Origin of the sequence: Flavobacterium silvaticum (assembly GCF_012911565.1) — a bacterium.
Lineage (GTDB): Bacteria > Bacteroidota > Bacteroidia > Flavobacteriales > Flavobacteriaceae > Flavobacterium > Flavobacterium silvaticum.
In genome coordinates, this window is record NZ_JAAMPU010000095.1 from 17,148 (window position 1) to 35,977 (window position 18,830).

14 protein-coding genes are annotated in these 18,830 nt (G+C 42.6%); 3 read left to right on the top strand and 11 right to left on the bottom strand.

Annotated features, from left to right (window positions below):
• Nucleotides 1-56: 56 nt before the first annotated feature.
• The 5 genes from rpsU to G6047_RS01550 form a co-directional block, all read right to left on the bottom strand.
• Nucleotides 57-251, bottom strand: a complete 195-nt coding sequence (rpsU, locus tag G6047_RS01530) for a 30S ribosomal protein S21 (RefSeq protein ID WP_169525706.1) — start codon at nucleotides 249-251, stop codon at nucleotides 57-59.
• A 135-nt stretch (nucleotides 252-386) separates the two neighbouring features.
• Entirely contained in the window at nucleotides 387-1,286 is a 900-nt protein-coding gene (locus G6047_RS01535; RefSeq protein WP_169525707.1) for a hypothetical protein, read from the bottom strand.
• 109 nt (nucleotides 1,287-1,395) lie between these two features.
• Nucleotides 1,396-2,538, bottom strand: coding sequence for an acyl-CoA dehydrogenase family protein (locus tag G6047_RS01540; RefSeq protein WP_169525708.1), 1,143 nt, complete (start codon nucleotides 2,536-2,538; stop codon nucleotides 1,396-1,398).
• Between the two features lie 10 nt (nucleotides 2,539-2,548).
• On the bottom strand, nucleotides 2,549-3,406 hold the full coding sequence (locus tag G6047_RS01545; RefSeq protein WP_169525709.1) for a helix-hairpin-helix domain-containing protein: 858 nt from the start codon (nucleotides 3,404-3,406) through the stop codon (nucleotides 2,549-2,551).
• Between the two features lie 40 nt (nucleotides 3,407-3,446).
• Entirely contained in the window at nucleotides 3,447-3,689 is a 243-nt protein-coding gene (locus G6047_RS01550) for a PspC domain-containing protein (protein ID WP_169525710.1), read from the bottom strand.
• 47 nt (nucleotides 3,690-3,736) lie between these two features.
• Here G6047_RS01550 and G6047_RS01555 point away from each other — a divergent pair, with 47 nt between their 5' ends.
• From G6047_RS01555 to G6047_RS01565, 3 genes are read left to right on the top strand one after another with little or no spacing between them, the layout of a single operon-like run.
• Nucleotides 3,737-4,921: a hypothetical protein gene (locus G6047_RS01555; RefSeq protein WP_169525711.1), complete on the top strand. Its 1,185-nt coding sequence runs from the start codon at nucleotides 3,737-3,739 to the stop codon at nucleotides 4,919-4,921.
• Between the two features lie 41 nt (nucleotides 4,922-4,962).
• A complete protein-coding gene (locus G6047_RS01560) occupies nucleotides 4,963-6,636 on the top strand; it encodes a peptide-N-glycosidase F-related protein (protein WP_169525712.1) in 1,674 nt (557 codons plus the stop codon).
• A gap of 4 nt (nucleotides 6,637-6,640) precedes the next feature.
• Nucleotides 6,641-7,114: a nuclear transport factor 2 family protein gene (locus tag G6047_RS01565; protein ID WP_169525713.1), complete on the top strand. Its 474-nt coding sequence runs from the start codon at nucleotides 6,641-6,643 to the stop codon at nucleotides 7,112-7,114.
• Nucleotides 7,115-7,267: 153 nt separating this feature from the next.
• On the opposite strand, the gene G6047_RS01570 is transcribed toward G6047_RS01565, so the two are convergent.
• The 6 genes from G6047_RS01570 to G6047_RS01595 form a co-directional block, all read right to left on the bottom strand.
• Nucleotides 7,268-8,629: a pyridoxal-phosphate dependent enzyme gene (locus G6047_RS01570; RefSeq protein WP_169525714.1), complete on the bottom strand. Its 1,362-nt coding sequence runs from the start codon at nucleotides 8,627-8,629 to the stop codon at nucleotides 7,268-7,270.
• Nucleotides 8,630-8,816: 187 nt separating this feature from the next.
• Nucleotides 8,817-10,808 (bottom strand): putative porin, encoded by a 1,992-nt coding sequence (locus G6047_RS01575; protein WP_169525715.1) that lies wholly within the window; start codon nucleotides 10,806-10,808, stop codon nucleotides 8,817-8,819.
• A gap of 112 nt (nucleotides 10,809-10,920) precedes the next feature.
• On the bottom strand, nucleotides 10,921-12,513 hold the full coding sequence (locus tag G6047_RS01580; RefSeq protein ID WP_169525716.1) for a S8 family serine peptidase: 1,593 nt from the start codon (nucleotides 12,511-12,513) through the stop codon (nucleotides 10,921-10,923).
• Nucleotides 12,514-12,988: 475 nt separating this feature from the next.
• Entirely contained in the window at nucleotides 12,989-13,876 is an 888-nt protein-coding gene (locus G6047_RS01585) for a DUF1735 domain-containing protein (protein WP_169525717.1), read from the bottom strand.
• 23 nt (nucleotides 13,877-13,899) lie between these two features.
• Complete coding sequence (locus tag G6047_RS01590; protein ID WP_169525718.1) at nucleotides 13,900-15,399, bottom strand: RagB/SusD family nutrient uptake outer membrane protein; 1,500 nt, start codon at nucleotides 15,397-15,399, stop codon at nucleotides 13,900-13,902.
• Between the two features lie 10 nt (nucleotides 15,400-15,409).
• Nucleotides 15,410-18,667 (bottom strand): SusC/RagA family TonB-linked outer membrane protein, encoded by a 3,258-nt coding sequence (locus G6047_RS01595; protein ID WP_169525719.1) that lies wholly within the window; start codon nucleotides 18,665-18,667, stop codon nucleotides 15,410-15,412.
• Nucleotides 18,668-18,830 lie beyond the last annotated feature (163 nt).

Genomic DNA, 18,830 nt, shown 5'->3' on the forward strand with positions numbered 1-18,830 from the left:
GTCTGCCCAAAGATAAAACTTTAAGCAGACGGTAAGTATTTTAGCAAAATGAATTTCTAGCTTTCGAGGCTATCCTTCAGGTGCTGGATATAAGACGCCTTCTGGATTTCCATTCTGCGGGATACAGACGGTTTTACAAAAGCCTGACGCGCACGCAATTGACGTACAGTCCCGGTTTTGTCAAATTTACGCTTGTAACGCTTAAGCGCTCTATCGATATTTTCTCCGTCTTTAATTGGTATAATCAGCATGTGGACACCTCCTTTCGTTAAAATTTTGAGCGGCAAAGATAGGATTATTTTTTATTTCTATTATTATTTTTTATTCTTTTTATCCGGAATAAATAATATCAATATCTAATAAAGAATAATTTTCTCACGCGTATGTCAGTCTGTGAAAAATTCAGTAGTTGATGTAATTACTGTAACCGGCTCTCCCGTCCATTCATGGTATTCATATTTGGTAATCTTTTGTACAAAATTATTTTCAAAAAGTTCCAGCATTGACGAATCCGTGTCAGTATCAACTAAAAGATGTTCCGAATCCATGATGTCTCGGATATGTTCTTCATTCCCCTGTGCCCATAATGGAGCATTGATCAGATTATACATATCATGCCCATACGATTGCAATGTTAGGAAAAGCATCGAATTTTTGGCTGTACCATATACAAAGTTGCTTACGGAACCATCGGGAAAAACGACCTGCGAAAGATCCTGGCCTGAGTATACATAATTCCGTACTGAATCCGCAATGCCATTTTTATCAGGATCCACACCTGCCCAAATCACATGACCTTCATCATCCAATTTGATAATGCACCGAGACGATATGTGCGCATTTGAATCGTCGTATGGAGCATTGATCCTTTCATTATAAACAATTCCATCTGGCAAATAAACAAAACGCACATATGCTTCAGTGCCTCCAATTACCGCACTTATTCCTATCACACGTTGCTGGGAGTCATAATAATACTGTCTCGAATCTGAATCAGAATTTATTTTGGCAATCACCCTTCCATCACCATTATAAGTGTAATCGTCCTCAGATATCAGGCCTTGACTTATTCCATCCGTAAATGATTCGTAAGTGTAAGACTGAATTTTATTGCCTTCAATCTGGACATCCCTAATATTTTGATAGTCGACACCTTGAAATGTATAAGATCTGGTTTCCTTATAATGTGTGAGGTTGAAAGTCGCAGGTTCCTCGTTGGAATTATCCTCGGAACATGCCGCCAAAAAAAGCAGAATCCCTAAAATGGGAAGAAATTTAATTTTCATACGTTTATCAATTGGTTTTCTTTCAAACGTCTGGATTTCAAATCTATTATCGAAGCAAAAAAAAACGAACCCTTTCAGATTCGTTTATATATCAAAAAATGCATCTTTTTTATTCGCGCAGCAGGCTTCGGGAAATTACAACCTTTTGTATTTCCGTAGTTCCTTCACCAATCGTGCACAATTTGGCGTCGCGGTAAAATTTCTCCACCGGAAAATCCTTTGTATACCCGTAACCACCATGGATCTGGACCGCTTCATTTGCCACTTTTACGCAAACCTCGGATGAATACATTTTTGCCATCGCTCCAATTTTGGTGACAGGCTGATGGTTATTTTTTAAATGTGCCGCTTTGTGAAGCAATAATTCCGAAGCCTCGATTTCGGTTGCCATATCGGCCAGTTTAAAAGCAATTCCCTGAAACTCGCTTATCGGTTTTCCAAATTGCTCACGTTCTTTTGAATATTTGAGTGCGGCTTCAAACGCACCTTTTGCAATCCCGAGCGACAATGCTCCAATTGAAATACGCCCGCCGTCAAGGATTTTCATAGCCTGTTTGAATCCTTCACCCACATTGCCCAATCTATTCGAATCTGGTACGCGGCAATCGGCGAATATCAACTCGGCGGTTTCACTGGCGCGCATACCAAGCTTGTTCTCTTTTTTACCCGATGTAAATCCTTTCATTCCTTTTTCAAGCACAAAAGCAGTAGTTCCATTCGAATCGCCTTTGTTTCCGGTACGTGCAATGACAACAGCGATATCTCCGGAAATGGCGTGGGTGATAAAATTCTTTGCACCGTTTAAGATCCAGTCGTTTCCGTCGCGAACGGCAGTGGTATTCATTCCACCGGCATCTGAACCTGTATTGTGTTCGGTCAAACCCCAGGCACCGATATGTTCGGCAGTTGCCAGCTTCGGTATCCAACGCAGCTTTTGCTCCTCATTCCCAAAAGTCAGGATATGATTCGTACAAAGCGAATTGTGGGCCGCCACCGATAATCCGATGGAAGGGTCGACCTTGGAAATTTCTTCGATTACATTAATGTACTCATGGTAATTCATTCCAGAACCGCCAAGTTCCACAGGAACCAGCACTCCCATAAATCCCATCTCACCAAGCTTTTTAAACAGTTCGACAGGAAAAGTCTGAGATTCATCCCACTCCATAATATGGGGTCGGATATATTGTTCTGCAAAATCACGAACGGCCTCACTGATCATGGATTCAGCTTCCAAATATTCAAAACTCATAAAATATATTTTAGAATTCCAAATATAACGCTATTGTTTTTAAATTATAACCATTTAAATCGACAATTTTTGACAAATCATCAGTATTCTGAATTTTTCCAGACATGGTCCGGGCCGAAATTATCTTTTTGGCACTTGTATAATTGAAATACGGGAAAGCAGCGATTTCTTTCAATCCGGCATCATTGATCTTCAACTTCTTAAAATTTGTATTCGCCTTGACATAAAATCGTTCCTCGACTTTTTCGACAACTTCCGGACGCAATCCATATACGAGCAATAGTTGTTGCGAATCCGCAAAACTTCCGAGTTTCTCTTTTGTCTCCAGAATCCGTTTCGCCAGTACTTCGCCAATTCCATAGACTTTCTCAAGCTCCTCGGAATCGGCGGTATTCAGATCTTGCTTTTCGATAACTTTCTTGTCGGGAAACTTCCAATCGGTTTTCCTGTTTTTGTTTTTGACCCAATCGGGGAATTTGAAAAATGGGGAAATACGCTTCAATGTAGAATCGGGAATTCCGGTGACCTGTTTGAATTCCAGATCAGAATTGACAAACAGTCCTTTCTCCCTGAAGGCTTTCAACCGGTCGATCGCATCGGTCGTCAAACCCAATCGATATCCTTTGTAATCGGTAATGAAATTGGGATTGAACGGATAGTTTTTTGGCTTTGCCGGTTTCTCTTTTGGCAGATTCGCGAGTGCCTTTTCCATTTCAGGCCATCGTGAAAAGCCGGATGAAGAAGATTCATCTGAACACAAAATTGTAAAATAAACGACCTGAAGGATAAAAACCAGCGAAAGCAAAATAATGATGCCATAGCGCTGCAACCGGTCAAACCGAAAATAAAGGGAAAGTGGATTTTTCATAAGGCGTGTACATTTTTGGATGGCGGATAATTGAAATTGGCTATAAATCAAAAACAGAACTTCGTTTGGCACGAACGAGATCTTTGAGCCGGATCCAGAACGCAAGTGTCAAGTAAACTCCGAACCAAAGCCCGGCGGTGACAAACGAAATATAAATAAAGAAAAGGCGGACGCTGTTGGCACGCATCCCAAGTTTATCGGCCAGGCGTGAAGAAACCTGGAACCCATATTTTTCAAGGTAGTATTTGAGCCGGATGACCCACGGAAGGCGACGCTGTTCCATCAACATAATTTTGGCGTATATTCGATTCTACTAAAATACATGATTTCTTGCAGATTGTCTCTTCATATCGAAAATTCATTTCAAAAGCACTGCTTGTTTTTTCGATAGCATCATTCCTAAGTTGTTCCGAAAAAGCTTCGGAATATTTCGACCCACGCGGGACAGACTATGCCGGCCCGAACGAATGCACTTCCTGCCACAAACAAATCCACGATGATTTTATTCATACGGGCCACTTCAATTCAACTGCGGATGTCCGGTTGTCTGAATTTGAAAAATTCCATAAAAACGGCGCTTTGTTTACGTTTGGTTCGGGCGAATCGATTGCACTCGCACAAGCAGATTCGACATTGGACTTAGAGGTGATGCAGCATGGAAAAATGATCCAGTCTTATGCCCTCGACATGGTTTTTGGTTTCCGGCACGCGCAGACGTTCGGTTCGTGGAATAAAAAGAAGCTTTATGAAATGCCCGTCAGTTATTACATAGGCGAAAAACAATGGGGAACGAGTCCGGGTTATCCATCTGACAAACCTTTTTTTGAACGTTCGATTCCAAAAGACTGTTTCGCCTGCCATACTTCCAATGCGGCCGAAAGACCGTTGACGACAAGATCTGACCAACGCAACATGGTCAATATGGAAATGACAGATGACATCGATCCAAAAACCGTTGTCCACGGAATTGATTGTGAACGCTGCCATGGCCCCGGTAAGAGTCATGCAAAATCTCCGGTAAAAGGATCGATTGCATGCTTTTCACAACTTACACGACAACAACGGCTCGATGCCTGTGCCGTATGTCACTCCGGAAACGACGGCATGAAAATGAAATCGCGTTTTGAGTTCAGGCCAGGCGATGCGATGTCAAATTTCTACAGCCCGTCCCCGAATACAGAATACGATGTCCACGGAAACCAATACGGCTTACTCACGCAGAGCAACTGTTTCCAGAAAAGCAGGACGATGGATTGTATGACCTGCCATAATCCGCATAAAGACAAACCTGCGAATGATAAGATGTACAACCAAACTTGCATGGGTTGCCATGCGGCACCCAAACATTCGCCAGAAACCATCGCATCGAATCCGTCAAACTGTATCGGCTGCCATATGCCGGCCCAGCAATCACGAGCCGTGAAATACAAACTGAATGGGGAAACGCTGACGAGAAGCTATCAACTGCGCACGCACCGAATCGGGCTGTATCCCGAATCATCCAATCCTAAATAACCCGGATTGCAACTTATATTTGTCATTCAAAACCAATCCGGATGAAATTTCAGTACCTGCTCTTTTTTTTATTGATAGGCTTCGTATCGACAGCGCAAAAAATCAATGCTCCGGTAAAAATCAGCTATCAGCGCTTCTCGAATGGAAAACCGGACGACAAAGAAAACATCTGGGTGTACGCCGATTCACAATGCAACTGGATCACATCTGAATCCATGATGAATGCTACGGCAAAATTCCCAACCGAACAGTTACGTGTTGAGCCGTCAAAAGGCAGATATACACAGATTGCCGGGCTTTCAAAAAATACGTTTGCCGCAACGACCGATTCCACTTCAATCGAAAAACAACAATTCGAATTTATCGATAAGACCAAAAAAATATTGGGTTATGATTGTAAGATGGCAAAGACGGTCATCAATTCCAACACGATTGAAGTTTGGTATACAACGGCCGGAATCAATGCCGCGCCATCGGTTCTGGGACAAAAACTCGGGCTTGTGCTTGAAGTGGTCCGCAATGGAAATTATGTGATACAGGCAATCAAAATCGAAAAGATCAAAAAGATTCCTGAGTCGTTGAACGCAGCTTTACCCGCGAAGCCGGTCGACAAGGTTACCTATCGCGACCTGGTCTGGAAAAGCAGGTTTACTCGCGTGAATTTGTTCGATAACGTCCAGGTCAATTTTGATCCGTCAATGAAATCTAATGCTGGGATGTTGCGATTGAACGACGGATCGACGCTGATCAAAAAAATAAAGCTTCCCGAAATTCCCAAAAACTGCCAGCTGTTTGCCGATGTATCGGAACGTTCACTCGGCGATGCATACGACAGGACAGGCGTTTTATTTGTGATTCCGACAGATGATCCCGATGCCGTCCTCAAAGCATTGGCAGACAAATCTGAGTATTCCCAAAATACAAACAATGAAATCCTTTTGAATTCAGATCCGTCATTGCAGACACTTGAGCTTATCCACTTTATCACGCCTTTCGGCATCGGCAAATACAATGATCTGGAGCAGAAGAATCTCAAGTGGCAGGACAGTGTTTACTACCGTCAGGAAATTACCGATTTGATTCCGGCTTTGAGCGGAAAAGAAATTCTGGTCGGGGTCACCATTGGCAATTATGACAAAGGCGGGCACAACGTGAGTGCGAATCTTAGCATTCACGACAGCGATGGGATTATGATACCTACCAATACTGTTGCGTTTGCGTTGTTCAACAGCAGCCAGATTGGAGCATCGGGACGTGAATTCAATCTGGAACTCAAATCCGGCGATGGCATGAAAACGGCATTCACTTTACAGAAACCGCTCAAAAATGCAAAGCTCAGATACATTACTACAGGTCACGGCGGCTGGGAAAACGGGGACGAATTCATTCCGAAACCAAACACCCTTTTCCTCGACGGGAACAAAGTCTTTTCTTTTACGCCCTGGCGGACAGATTGCGGCTCGTACCGGTTGAGCAATCCGGCATCGGGGAATTTCGATAATGGATTGTCTTCGTCAGATTACAGCCGGTCGAACTGGTGTCCGGGAATTGCGACGAACCCGATTTGGATTGAACTTGGAGACTTATCTGCTGGACAACATACCATTTCAGTAAAAATTCCTGTGGGCGAACCCGAAGGCGGGAGCTTTAGTTCGTGGTCGGTTTCGGGCGTTTTGGAAGGAACTGTCGCCGAAGAAAATAACAAACCGAAATAATCTTATGAAAAGATACTTTCCCATTCTTGTTTTTCCAATCCTGATGTGCTTCATCGCATGTAGGTCCGGCCAAAATCAAATCCCTAAGTATGAACCCGTCGATAAAAAGGTATTCGACGAAATCGCAGCAATGGACAAAACGTTCTTTGATGCCTACAACAATTGCGATCTGGAAAAGCAAGCTTCGATTTATGCCGACAACATTGAATTCTTCCATGACAAAGGCGGCCTGATGCAATCCAAAAGCGAACTTATAGAAGCGACTAAAAAAAATATCTGCGGAAAAGTTTCAAGACAGCTGATCGAAGGAAGCATCGAGGTGTACCCGATCAATGGCTACGGCGCAGTCGAAATAGGCTTCCACAAATTTTTCAACAACCAGGAACCCGATGCCGAATCGAAGCCAAGCAAATTCATCATCATCTGGAAGAATGAAAACGGAACCTGGAAAATCGCCAAAGTAGTCAGTCTGCATTGATACTTCCTGTGGCGATTTTGGTTTTAACCGACATTTCGCCACAATCAGACCGATATTAAATCTATCCATATCGCACCAAAAAACCAGAGGCAGGAAATAAAATTGTCTTACCCAATTTTACTTCCCGCCTCTTGCTTTAATAACTTCCGAAATTTATTTTATCGAACCGATGATGTCATATTTGGTTACGATATGATGACGGCCTTCACCTAACTCAACCAAAACAGCCTGGTTGTCTTTTGAGAATAATTTCGATATTTCTTCGACCGGCGTTCCTGCTTTGACTACCGGATACGGTTTGCCCATAATTTCACGCACCGGCTTTTCGGCCAGGTTTTTATCGGTCACATAATGACGGAACAAGTCCGATTCGTCGAGCGAACCGACAAAACCGTTGATGTCTATCACCGGAATCTGGGAGATTTTGTATTTGCGCATCCGTTCGATGGCGTGGGATACGAGTTCTTCGGTACGCACCACAACCAGTGGTTTATCGAGATGGTCTTTGATCAGGTCTTCGGCCTTGGCGACTTCTTCTTCGAGGAAACCGCGTTCGCGCATCCAGTCATCGTTGAACATTTTGCCAACGTAACGGCTTCCGGAATCGTGGAACAGGACGACCACGACATCATCGGGCCTGAAATGTTCTTTCAATTGCAAAACTCCTTTGATTGCGGCACCGGCGGAATTCCCTACGAAGATGCCTTCTTCAAGCGCGAGTTTGCGGGTGTAGACGGCAGCATCCTTATCGGTTACTTTGGTAAAGCCGTCGATCAAAGAAAAGTCGACGTTCTTGGGAAGGATGTCCTCGCCTATTCCTTCGGTGATGTACGAATAGATTTCGTTTTCGTCGAAGATTCCGGTTTCGTGGTATTTCTTGAAGACTGATCCATACGTATCGACGCCCCAGATCTTTACATTAGGGTTGCGTTCCTTGATGTATTTGGCAACACCGGAAATGGTTCCGCCGGTTCCGACCCCAACGACAAAGTGCGTTACCTTTCCGTCTGTCTGTTCCCAGATCTCAGGGCCGGTCTGTTCGTAATGCGCCTGGGTGTTCGACATATTATCGTATTGATTGACATACCACGAATTCGGGGTTTCTTCGGACAGGCGTCGCGACACGGAATAATAGGATCGCGGATCCGTAGGTTCCACATCTGTTGGGCAAACGACCACCTTGGCCCCGACGGCGCGAAGGATGTCCATTTTTTCCTTCGATTGTTTATCGGTGATGACACACACGAGTTTGTAGCCTTTGACGATGGCTCCGAGTGCCAGACCCATTCCGGTGTTGCCGGACGTACCTTCTATGATGGTTCCGCCGGGTTTAAGCCGTCCGTCTGCTTCGGCATCTTCAATCATCTTGACGGCCATTCGGTCTTTGACGGAATTGCCGGGATTGAAGGTTTCGACCTTGGCCAAAACGAGGGCATCGATTTCTTTGGTGACTTTATTGAGTTTGACCATTGGCGTGTTGCCGATGGTTCCGAGGATGTTGTCTGCGTATTTCATTTTTATGCTATTCGGCTTCAAAAGTAATGATTTGGTTTTATATGTTTGGTGCCGCGTGAGGGATTGCGGCATTTGTCTGAGCTCTCTTGTATGAGGAACGAGTACAGGAAGCGAGTGCCGTGAGCCCGACGGCGCCAATGATTGTGGCAGCAGAAAAGAAAGCTTCATGCGCCGGCACGCCCAAGAATCATTTAAAGAAATTCCACTCGAGCCCGAACCGGATCATGAAGTCACGGTACGGATAATTTGGTGCGGTAAGGTAATCGTTGCCCGTCCACGCGGAATTGAAATGCTCCAGCTTGAAATAGATGCGGCAGGTCTTGATCCTTGCATCGAGGAAAAAATCGAGCATGGGATAGCCGCCGATTTCTTTTTTGCTCTGGACGAAAAACTCGTTGATGACCGGATTGAAATCGTCGGCGTAGAACTTCGTGAAATAGTTGAAGGTGACACCGGTTTGGAGCAACAACGCCTTTTTGAAGAAATGATTCTGAAAATAAAGCGTGTTTCGGGTCACGAACTTGGGAACGTTCATTATTGGGTCGTCCTGTTGCACCTGCTGGAACAATAAGGTATTGTCCAACGCGAGTTTCCAGAATTTGAATTCGCGGTTGGCCCTTACGGAAATATACTGGATGCTTTTCTCGTACTGGAACGGCTTGATCAATTGGTAATTGTCATCATCCGACGTATTGGCGAAATACAGTTTATCCGTGGTATTACTGATGTAAGCTGAGGCATTGACCCACTGGGTGAGGATTTCGGCAGATACGGCGTTGCGTTTTTCATTGCGGAAATCATTCGACCAGTTGTAATTTACATAACTGCTTTGCTGAAGGTTGTAGATATGATCCGGAATGCTGCTTTGGCGCAGATACTCCAGTTTGAGCTTGTTCTTCTCATTGATTTGGTATGAAGCCTTTGCATTGAACAACGACGTGGATTGGCCAGCGACGGAATTGGAAAGCGTGGCTTCCCCGTTCCAATTGCCCTTTTTGTAGAAATAGGTTCCGCCGAGGGTTTGGGTATCCCCTGACAACGTTCCGTCGTTTATGTTGTCTTCAGTGATCAGGATGCGCCCGAAATAATAATTGTAACGGAAGTCTTCTATGAATGCCTTGAAGTGGCCGATGGTTTTGTTTTCGAATTCAATACCGGCTTTGTTGTACATTTTATTGTAATGTGCCTGGTCGTTGATTCCGGATGCTTTATAAGATGTACCGAAGCGCTGGATCGTAGTTGTTGTGGTGGAACCTTCTGAAACCGGAACAGCCGTGCCCAGCGTAGCCTGATTGTATTCGTAATACTGGTTTTCGTAGTTGAACTGATGGAAGACGGAAAGATTGTTTTGGACATCGTTGGCGTTTACCCGGAACGAATGATCGAAAAACACCCGCTTGCCTTTGATGAACGATTTGGCATCGCGCATGTAGACATCGAGACGGGCGCGGTTTTTAAAACGGTCGTCTTCACTTTCGAAATCTTCAATGTTTATCAATCCGCCGTTTTCGCCGTTGAGGAAGTCGAACGACATATAATGTGAATTGAGGATATAGCGCTTGGATTTTGTCGAATAACTTGTCGTGAACCTGAAGTTTCCGGTGCTTGACAACTGGTTGATATATTTACCAATGGAACGCAATCCCTTATAGGCGAGTGAGAAGTTAAAATTGGGGTTTACGTTGACGGTAAGGAAGGCATCTACACTTTGGCCTTGTTCCATTGTGGTTTTGAAGTATAGCTCGGTAACTGGTGTCGCTACGGAATAGTAATCGACATCTTCAGGCTGATAAAAAGCGAACATTTTTGCCGAATAACCTGCCTGCGGAAACAACCGTTTGGGTTTGGAACGATCAAGCGTCATATAGGTCTGGCCTTCGTTTGCAAATGGCAACAGGCCAAAAGTATCTTTCCTTAAGTAATTGTGGGCGTATTCTTTTTTGATAGTCAGCGACGTATCGAAATAAGTGGTATCACGTTCGAGGTTGATGATGCGATACTGGTCGATTGGGGCAATCTTATCTTTGTTTGAGGAGCCGCGGAGAGACTTTCTTATGGTATCTGATTTTTTTTCGGAATCTGAATCTGAACCAGAGCCTGAACGGGCGCCCCTCAGTTGTACTTGAGCGTTACCGGAAAAAAAGACAAATAGAAAGGCTGTTACAAAAAATAATCTCATTGCGCTCAAAAGAGGGTAAAGGTATAAAAAGTCACCGACGAATTAAAAATCCGTTTTAAAGACCAATAAAAAAGCGGGCACAGGCCCGCTTATTATTTTATTCGAATCCGTATTATTCGAGGATAACCTTTTTGACATAGGTTTGTGAACCACTGTTTACTTTAAGGAAATATACGCCTCTTGACAAGGATTCTGTATTGACGCTGTAGACCAAGTTAGCATTATCTGTTACGTTTTGGCTATAAACCTGACGACCGGAAACATCGAACATATTGATAGTTCCTTTTCCTATTGGATTGGTAAGTTTAATGTTAACCAGATTCTTTGCCGGGTTCGGCCAAACTCCCATTTCTCCCATTGAATGATCGTCTACACCGAGTACGATTCCCGCACCGGAAAGCACCAGTGAGAATTTCTGGCTGCCTCCATTCAATGAACCTTTATTTGATACCGTAAGAGTGTAATCTCCTGTAGCAGCCTCATCGACTTCCACACGCTCTACATTATCAACAATGTTATCTCCTTTAACTGCACCATCGGTAAGGTTCGCCAAATCTAATTTCCAAGGGAAGTATGTTTCTGAACTATTCGAGATACGCAGGTCAAGATCGTTTACCAATGCAGGCGTAGTACTATTCAACTGACCGGCCTGGCTGTTTCCGGTTGGATCCAACCAGCATATTGTAGCTTTGATTGGATCGGAACTATTTGAAGAGAAATGATATACATAGTCTTGTCCGCTTTCCAACGTCAACTCCAAAAGAAGGCTCTGACCTGTTGTAGATTGTGAAATTACAGTAGCGGCTGCCTGGGCATCCAACAATCCCCAACCAAATCTTGGATCTGGACCCGGTGTTTCAGGATCGTCCAACGCTGAATGACAAACCAAAGCCTTAACGGTAGAAGAACGCATATATGTTGGATACAGATTGCGATAGTGTTGTTGCAGCAGCAATAAAGATCCGGCTACGTTAGGTGAGGCCATCGAAGTACCTGTCAATGTTTCGTAGGAGGTATCGTCTGTATTGTAAGACGAGAATAGATTTGTTCCATCGCCAGCCAAGTCAGGTTTGATACGTCCATCATCTGATGGCCCCTGGCTGCTGCTTGAGTTGATTGGAAGCGCAGAAATAACCCCTGTAATAGGATGTACTGTTGGGTTAGCATTAGCTATTACGAGATTATTTTTAGAGTTCTTTTCCCCTGTAAGCTTATCAAGCCCCGGAGCAATTCCTCCATCATAGGAACTGCCACCTTCATTACCCGCAGAAGTAACCATAAGATAATAGGGATTGGCAACAGCGACAGCATCCCAATCCTGTGCATCATCATTGTAGCAGCCCATAAACCAGTTAGGCACCTGCATTTCACCTGCATCATTATAGATAGGAACACCATAGGAGTGATTAGAAAATAAAAGGCCGTTTGTTGCCGCCTCAGTGATCACTTCCGTGATATCATTCGTCCAGTTATAGGAACGCAAGCTAGCCTTTGGAGCCATTCCTTTAGCAGATGAAACAGCACCTTTGGCAACCAAAGTACCAGCTACGTGAGTAGCATGACCATCTGATTCGGTAGTAGACGCTACATCTGCTGTGGTTACTTTTGAAGTTCCATCAACATTGAATTCGGCGTGGGTCTTACGAGCCCATCCACCATCCCACATGGCCATAGACATTCCATCGCCATCAAGAGACAAACCCATGGATCCCCCTGGATAAAGCCTGTATGTACGCGTGGCTTTGGCAGCATTGGCATTATCAGTAGCAATATATACTGGATTACCTTGGATAATATCAATCATGCGATATTTAGTACCCTCGCTGTAGAATTCCAGTTTAGACGAAGGATTTTGCATCAAAAAATCTGCAACACGATTCTGTTTAGCAAGCTCTTTAGCAGACAACCTTTCTTTTAAAAGCTCTATCTCCTGAGTATTGTATTGTGAAGTAATTTGTTTGATATCGGACGGACTTTGTGCCTGAAGCGAAAAACCGGCTAATAACAACAATGATAATAAGTTAAAGTTATTCATGAATATAGCATTTTTGGAAATGAAAAAGCCAAAGATAACATTTATTTAAAAGGTAAAAATCATTTAACATTTATATATAATTGTATAAATCAATAAAAAGGCCGCTCATGAGCGGCCTTAAATTTATAATATGATTCACTAATTATTATGGCAAATCAAATTCTACTGTTTCGTCAGTGGCGAAAGTACCATTTTGGGCGATAACAGTTTCTGTACCTTCAGCATCATATTTGCTTAACTTATAATAACCGGCGTTAGTACCATCGTTCATACCGTCACCGAAAGCATCATATGCTACAAATACATAATGTCCATCTGCAAGACATAAGTCACGGGTTTCACCTCCACCTGGAGTCGCTGTTGCGTAAGGACCGCCACTAGCAATCAAAACCAAATCAGCATCATATAGCTCCCAAGACGTTTCTTCGCCATATCCGTCGGTAAAAATCTGGACAGTAATGTGATTTTCGCTACAGAGAAAATTCTCGCGAATTTTCAAAACCATGCGGTCGCTAATTACCTCGAAGTCTTCTACATCCGTAGGCAAAACAGCATGAGTACCTATATAGGTTGCATTTGAAGCGTAATCTGTAGAAGGAACTATACCAATTACGATACGCTTTCCGTTTACGCCGTTTTCATCGTATAAATCGAGGCCTGTAACTGAAACCTGAAAAACACCTTCACGTGAACCTGCAGGGATAGTTACTGTTGCAGGAACCGAAAAATAATCGGGGTTAGCAGTAGTTATTGCCACAGCCTGGTCAGCAGGATTAGCATCATTATATAACGACTGTGAAATGACTTGTAAATTTATTACACGATCAGAACTCGTTGTGGTTGTAGCATAAACCTTGCCTTCAATTTGAATTGTTTCACCACTATTAATACCTACTACCTGCGGATAATCTCCAAATGAAACAAGGTCATTGGGCGTGCTGGCCTTATCTACAGAATCATCTTCGCAACTAACCAAAGTGAAAATAGATATGAGTAAGACAGGCAGAAAAAGGAATATCTTATTTAATTTCATAATATAATAATTAAGTTAATTGCTTAATTCTGAGAAGTAATTGCCGGGTTGTTATTCATTTCATATTGAGGTATTTGAAATGAAATTTCGTCTGAATTATATTGAAACGATGCACCTGGCCTGAATACGTGGTTAGTACCTCTGGTAACCGTAGCCTGATTACGCTTCATAGCGAAATAGCTCTTTCCTTCACCCCACAACTCAAGACGCGTTTGCAAGTAAATAGCGTCACGCAAAGCCTGACCAGATAGTGGGTTTATGTAGTTCTGAGCATTTGTAGCACCCCCGAGGCGCCCAGTAAGCAACTGAATCATCAAAGTCTTGGCTCCAGCTTCGTCACCAGCTTTGGCGGCACATTCAGCACCTAACAGATAAAATTCATCTACACGCATAAAAATATAATCTGTAGTAATCACTTGTTGTCCAGACGCAGTTCTTCCAGGATCGAAGAATTTGTTGGTCGGCATTAACAAACGAGAAGTTACGGTTGAAAATTGAGATCTGCGTACATCATTAGTTGGGAAATTTGAATACAGATTGTTATCCATTGCCTTCTTATCACCAGCGGCAGCATAACTAAAAGTATAGTAATCCACCTGACCCCACCAGTTGATTAACTGCTGCCCCATAGCTTCCGTGATGTCATAACCCCACATCCATGAAGGCGTAGTAACGTCATTAAATCCTGAACCAGCACCTGGGTAAGACAATTGAGCAGTAGTGGTCAACGGATATCCTGACGCAATAATCTGGTCACAAAGCGCCTTAGCCTGCGTATTTTCGCCCATAGCAGCGTAAGTGTATGCCAATAGTCCTTGAGCCACTGACTTATCAATTTGGTGCTTGTTCTCTCTAGTGAAATCGCCAAGCAAATCGATAGACTCTGTCAAGTCACTAATAATCAAATCGTAAATTTGAGAGGCAGGCACTTTGGATGGAATTGAAGTCTCACCATCTGTATATGGCAAGATAGACTCTTCCGGATTATAGGTCTTTTGGAAAAACTGCGTAAGATAGAAGTAAGCATAACCACGCAAGGCTTTAGCCTGTCCCATAGCATGACGCGTCTGATCTGTTTCCTGAACGGCATCATTACCTCCCAATGAGTTAATTACTAGATTGGAGAGACTCACCACTTTATACAGATATTGCCATATAATTCGATTTTCTTCTTGAGTATAATCGACAGTGACAATCATATTAGCAGTATCTTGATACCAACCGTATGAATTAGCAGAAAGCGCCATGTCTCCGCAAACCATATCAGACCAGATATCCAAGGATTTATGACCGAAATCGTAGTGTCGGTTAGCTGCTGCGCCTAGTACACCACGCGGAGTTATCATATAACTATATATTCCTTCAAGAGAACCGTCAACTAAAGCTGGATTCACATCAACATAATCAGAAATGTCTGCCGTCGTCAGCACAGTATCATTTCTTACAGGATCCAAAAAGTCCTCACTACATCCCACAGCAAGAAGGGAAGTGAGTAAAACTGAGCAAATTAATTTTCTTTTCATAATTTTTTTTTTAGAATTCAATTTTTGCACCTAAACTGAACGTAGTCATTGGCATATAGATTCCAGAGTTGTTAGCGTTTCCAGAAATCGTTTGTGGGTTAAGACCTTTACGTGCACTCCACATTGCTAGGTTATCGCCAGAAACGTACAAATTCAAGTACTTAATGTCCATCCTGTCAATAAATCTGCTTGGAAGAGTATACCCTAATCTAACGTTATTTATAGACAAATAATCAGCTTTAGTGAGGAACCTCGTAGAAGTACCATTAACTTGCGTATCGTTTACTGCGTATCCAGAAGATAATCTAGGCACATTCGTAATATCTCCAGGCTGCTGCCAAGCATTTCTAATATCTGTACTCCAGTTATCCGAACCAATCAAATTGGAGTTGCTCATAAGAGTAGAATAACCATTGTCATAAACATACCCCCCAATACTGTAACCAAATTGAGTGCTTATATCAAAGTTTTTGTAAGTAGCGTTTACACGGAATGCACCTCTAACTGTTGGTATTGAAGACTTTCCAACAAACTTCTGCGTTGCTTGACTTAAATTATTGGTAGTTGTCTTTTGGACGTTAGCATCAGGGTGTGTGCTTTCATAAATCGTCAAAGTCGAAATAGCCTCATCAGAAGAATCGAAAACACCATTACTATTCATGTCATTATAATATAAATTCCAAAGGCCCTCTCCAGTGGCTGGATCAACTCCTGCCCACTCACGCATATAGAAATCAAATATAGAATGACCTTTAGCTAAAGTACCATTCAATATTTTAGGCTGGCCAGCTTGGTCTTTTGGCATTTCAAGAATTTCATTTTTTAGAAACTCACCGTTTACTCCAACAGTAAGAGAGAAATCTTCAGCCGATTTTGATTTGATTAGTTGAGCAGCAACATCGAATTCCAATCCGCTGTTACGCATCTTTCCATCATTATATTGCTGCGTCTCGTAGCCCTCATAAAGTGATAACTGTTGAGTAAAAAACAGGTTTTTTGTATCTTTAACGTAATATTCTACGTTAACATCTAGAAAGTCAAACAACGTGCTTTCGAAGCCAACCTGAGAGATATAAGATGTTTCCCAAGTCAGATCAGGATTTGCAAGTTCGTTAGTTGGAGTGAAAGAATAATCTCCAGAATCAGTCTGGTTTATATTCAAAATTTGCCAACCGTAACGCAGCGAAGTTCCTTGGTCACCTATTACACCCCAACTCGCTTTTAACTTAAGATAGTCAACAAAGCTAGCTTTAGAAAGGAAATTTTCCTTAGACACTACCCAACCCAAACCAACTGAGCCGAATGTTCCCCATTTGTCATTTATAAATCTTGAAGACCCGTCTCTTCTTACTGATCCTGTTAAAAAGTATTTCTGCGCGTAGTTATAATTAAGTTGCGCGAAATAACTTTCCAAAGTATATCCCAAAGTGTAGGACGATGCAACTCCATATGGAGAAGTATAGTTATCTAGATCTTCAGATTCTGGAGACTGTGGTAGAATTACGTGAGTCTTGGAAGCTTCCATTCTCTTCTGTTGCCATTTTGTTGTTTCATGCGCAACAAAAGCCTCAAAAGAATGCTGTCCGAAAGCTTTATTATACCTTAATAGTTGCAAAAAGTTTTGATTCGTCTCAGTATATCTTGAGTTGTAAAGAAAACCGTAAGTATCTGCTCCTGACCAACCACCATAAAATGGATTATTTCGCTGAACCTCATTGTAGGTTTGCAGCTGACCACTATATCTTGTTTCAAACGTTAGACCCTTCGTCAAATCAACATTGATGTTAAAATTACCAAGCAATGTACTTGATTCAGTTTTAGCCAAATCGTAATTAGAATCCGCAATCGCATTTGTGAGGTTCCAAGCACGACGTCCATATAACCCACCGTAGTCATATTGAGAGCCTCCGAAAATTGGATCTGCTACAAGATTAGCATTATCATCTCTCAAATAAACATCATAAATTGCAGGAGTTGTGCTTGTCAAAGCAAAAATATTCCCTGAAGATCCTGAAGAATTTTCGTCACTTGATGAGTTTACATAACGACCACCCGTATAAGCCATATTACCCGCGACTTTTAGCCAGTCTTTTGGTTTGTGATCCACGCTGAGACGTGCCGTATAACGTTTATAACTTGAGTTGATTGCATACCCTTCATCTTCAAGATATCCGAAAGATGTAGCGTAATGAGTCGTTTCGTTACCACCGCTCATCTGCAAATTCGCTTCCTGACGATACGCAGTTCTAAAAGCAGCATCGGACCATTTAGTAGGAGTATATTTACGCTGTACACCTGCTGCAACTTTTCCGGTAGCAGGATCAATTAGTTGAGACCCATCCACGTTCCAAATGTTGTAATGAGGATCTATGCCGGTCGTAGTTCCGGTAGCATATAAATTATTACTCGCCCATACAGCAGGGTTTGCTTCTCCGTTTAAAAAAGCTCTGTTACGCTGAGCACTCCATGCAGTTTCGATGTATTCTTCAGGAGAATCAATGACGCTGTAAGTCGGAAGCATTTGCGTGTTAATACTGGTTTTAAAATCTACTGAAATAACAGACTTTCCAGCTTTACCTTTTTTCGTAGTTATCAATATTACCCCATTTGCTCCACGAGATCCATAAATCGAAGTAGCAGCAGCATCTTTTAATATCGTCATATTTTCGATATCAGCAGGATTAATTGCACTAATATCACTACTAAAAGGAGCACCATCCACAACATACAATGGGTCGCGATTACCATTTACAGAACCGAAACCACGAATACGAATTGTTGCATCACTACCTGGCGCACCATTAGTAGTAATAACGTTTACACCTGCAACCTCACCCCTTAACGCTTGAGTGATGTTCGACTGAGTCTTCGCCTGCACACTCTTCATATCTACTTTCGCAGCAGTTCCAGTAAACTGCTCTTTAGTTGTCGTACCATACCCAACAACCACAACATCATCAAGCAAAGTCGAATCTTCCTGCATCGTAATGTTGATTGTGCTATTAGCACCAACTTTCTGGGCAACTGTCTGCATTCCTGTGAATGAAAACTCCAGTGTCTGACCTACAGAGACGGAAATAGAATATTTACCGTCGATGTCTGTCTGGATGCCACCTGCTACCCCCTGAACTTTAACATTCACAAAAGGCAATGGCATTTTGTCTGCTGCAGACGTAACGGTACCAGTAACCGTCTTCTGCTGAGCAAAAGCAATTTGTAAAGAAAACGCTACTAACAGCGTAAAAATCCATTTAAACTTCGATCTCATATTAATTTATTTGAGTTAGTTATTCCGCAAACTTCCTAATAAAAACTTAAATAAGCAAATATTGGAATTAAATATTATTGACTTATTTAATGCGAAAAGCCCAATTCACTGGAATATTTTCAAATAACTGACTCAATGATGACATAGAATTAAAAAGGTTGCG

Excerpts from the sequence above, each read along its gene's own strand:
- G6047_RS01550 (WP_169525710.1), bottom strand. The coding sequence starts at position 3,689 with ATGGAACAGCGTCGCCTTCCGTGGGTCATCCGGCTCAAATACTACCTT.
- rpsU (WP_169525706.1), bottom strand. The coding sequence starts at position 251 with ATGCTGATTATACCAATTAAAGACGGAGAAAATATCGATAGAGCGCTT.
- G6047_RS01595 (WP_169525719.1), bottom strand. The coding sequence starts at position 18,667 with ATGAGATCGAAGTTTAAATGGATTTTTACGCTGTTAGTAGCGTTTTCT.
- G6047_RS01565 (WP_169525713.1), top strand. The coding sequence starts at position 6,641 with ATGAAAAGATACTTTCCCATTCTTGTTTTTCCAATCCTGATGTGCTTC.
- G6047_RS01580 (WP_169525716.1), bottom strand. The coding sequence starts at position 12,513 with ATGGGTTTGTCTCTTGATGGCGATGGAATGTCTATGGCCATGTGGGAT.
- G6047_RS01560 (WP_169525712.1), top strand. The coding sequence starts at position 4,963 with ATGAAATTTCAGTACCTGCTCTTTTTTTTATTGATAGGCTTCGTATCG.
- G6047_RS01590 (WP_169525718.1), bottom strand. The coding sequence starts at position 15,399 with ATGAAAAGAAAATTAATTTGCTCAGTTTTACTCACTTCCCTTCTTGCT.
- G6047_RS01570 (WP_169525714.1), bottom strand. The coding sequence starts at position 8,629 with ATGAAATACGCAGACAACATCCTCGGAACCATCGGCAACACGCCAATG.
- G6047_RS01585 (WP_169525717.1), bottom strand. The coding sequence starts at position 13,876 with ATGAAATTAAATAAGATATTCCTTTTTCTGCCTGTCTTACTCATATCT.
- G6047_RS01575 (WP_169525715.1), bottom strand. The coding sequence starts at position 10,808 with ATGAGATTATTTTTTGTAACAGCCTTTCTATTTGTCTTTTTTTCCGGT.
- G6047_RS01535 (WP_169525707.1), bottom strand. The coding sequence starts at position 1,286 with ATGAAAATTAAATTTCTTCCCATTTTAGGGATTCTGCTTTTTTTGGCG.
- G6047_RS01540 (WP_169525708.1), bottom strand. The coding sequence starts at position 2,538 with ATGAGTTTTGAATATTTGGAAGCTGAATCCATGATCAGTGAGGCCGTT.
- G6047_RS01545 (WP_169525709.1), bottom strand. The coding sequence starts at position 3,406 with ATGAAAAATCCACTTTCCCTTTATTTTCGGTTTGACCGGTTGCAGCGC.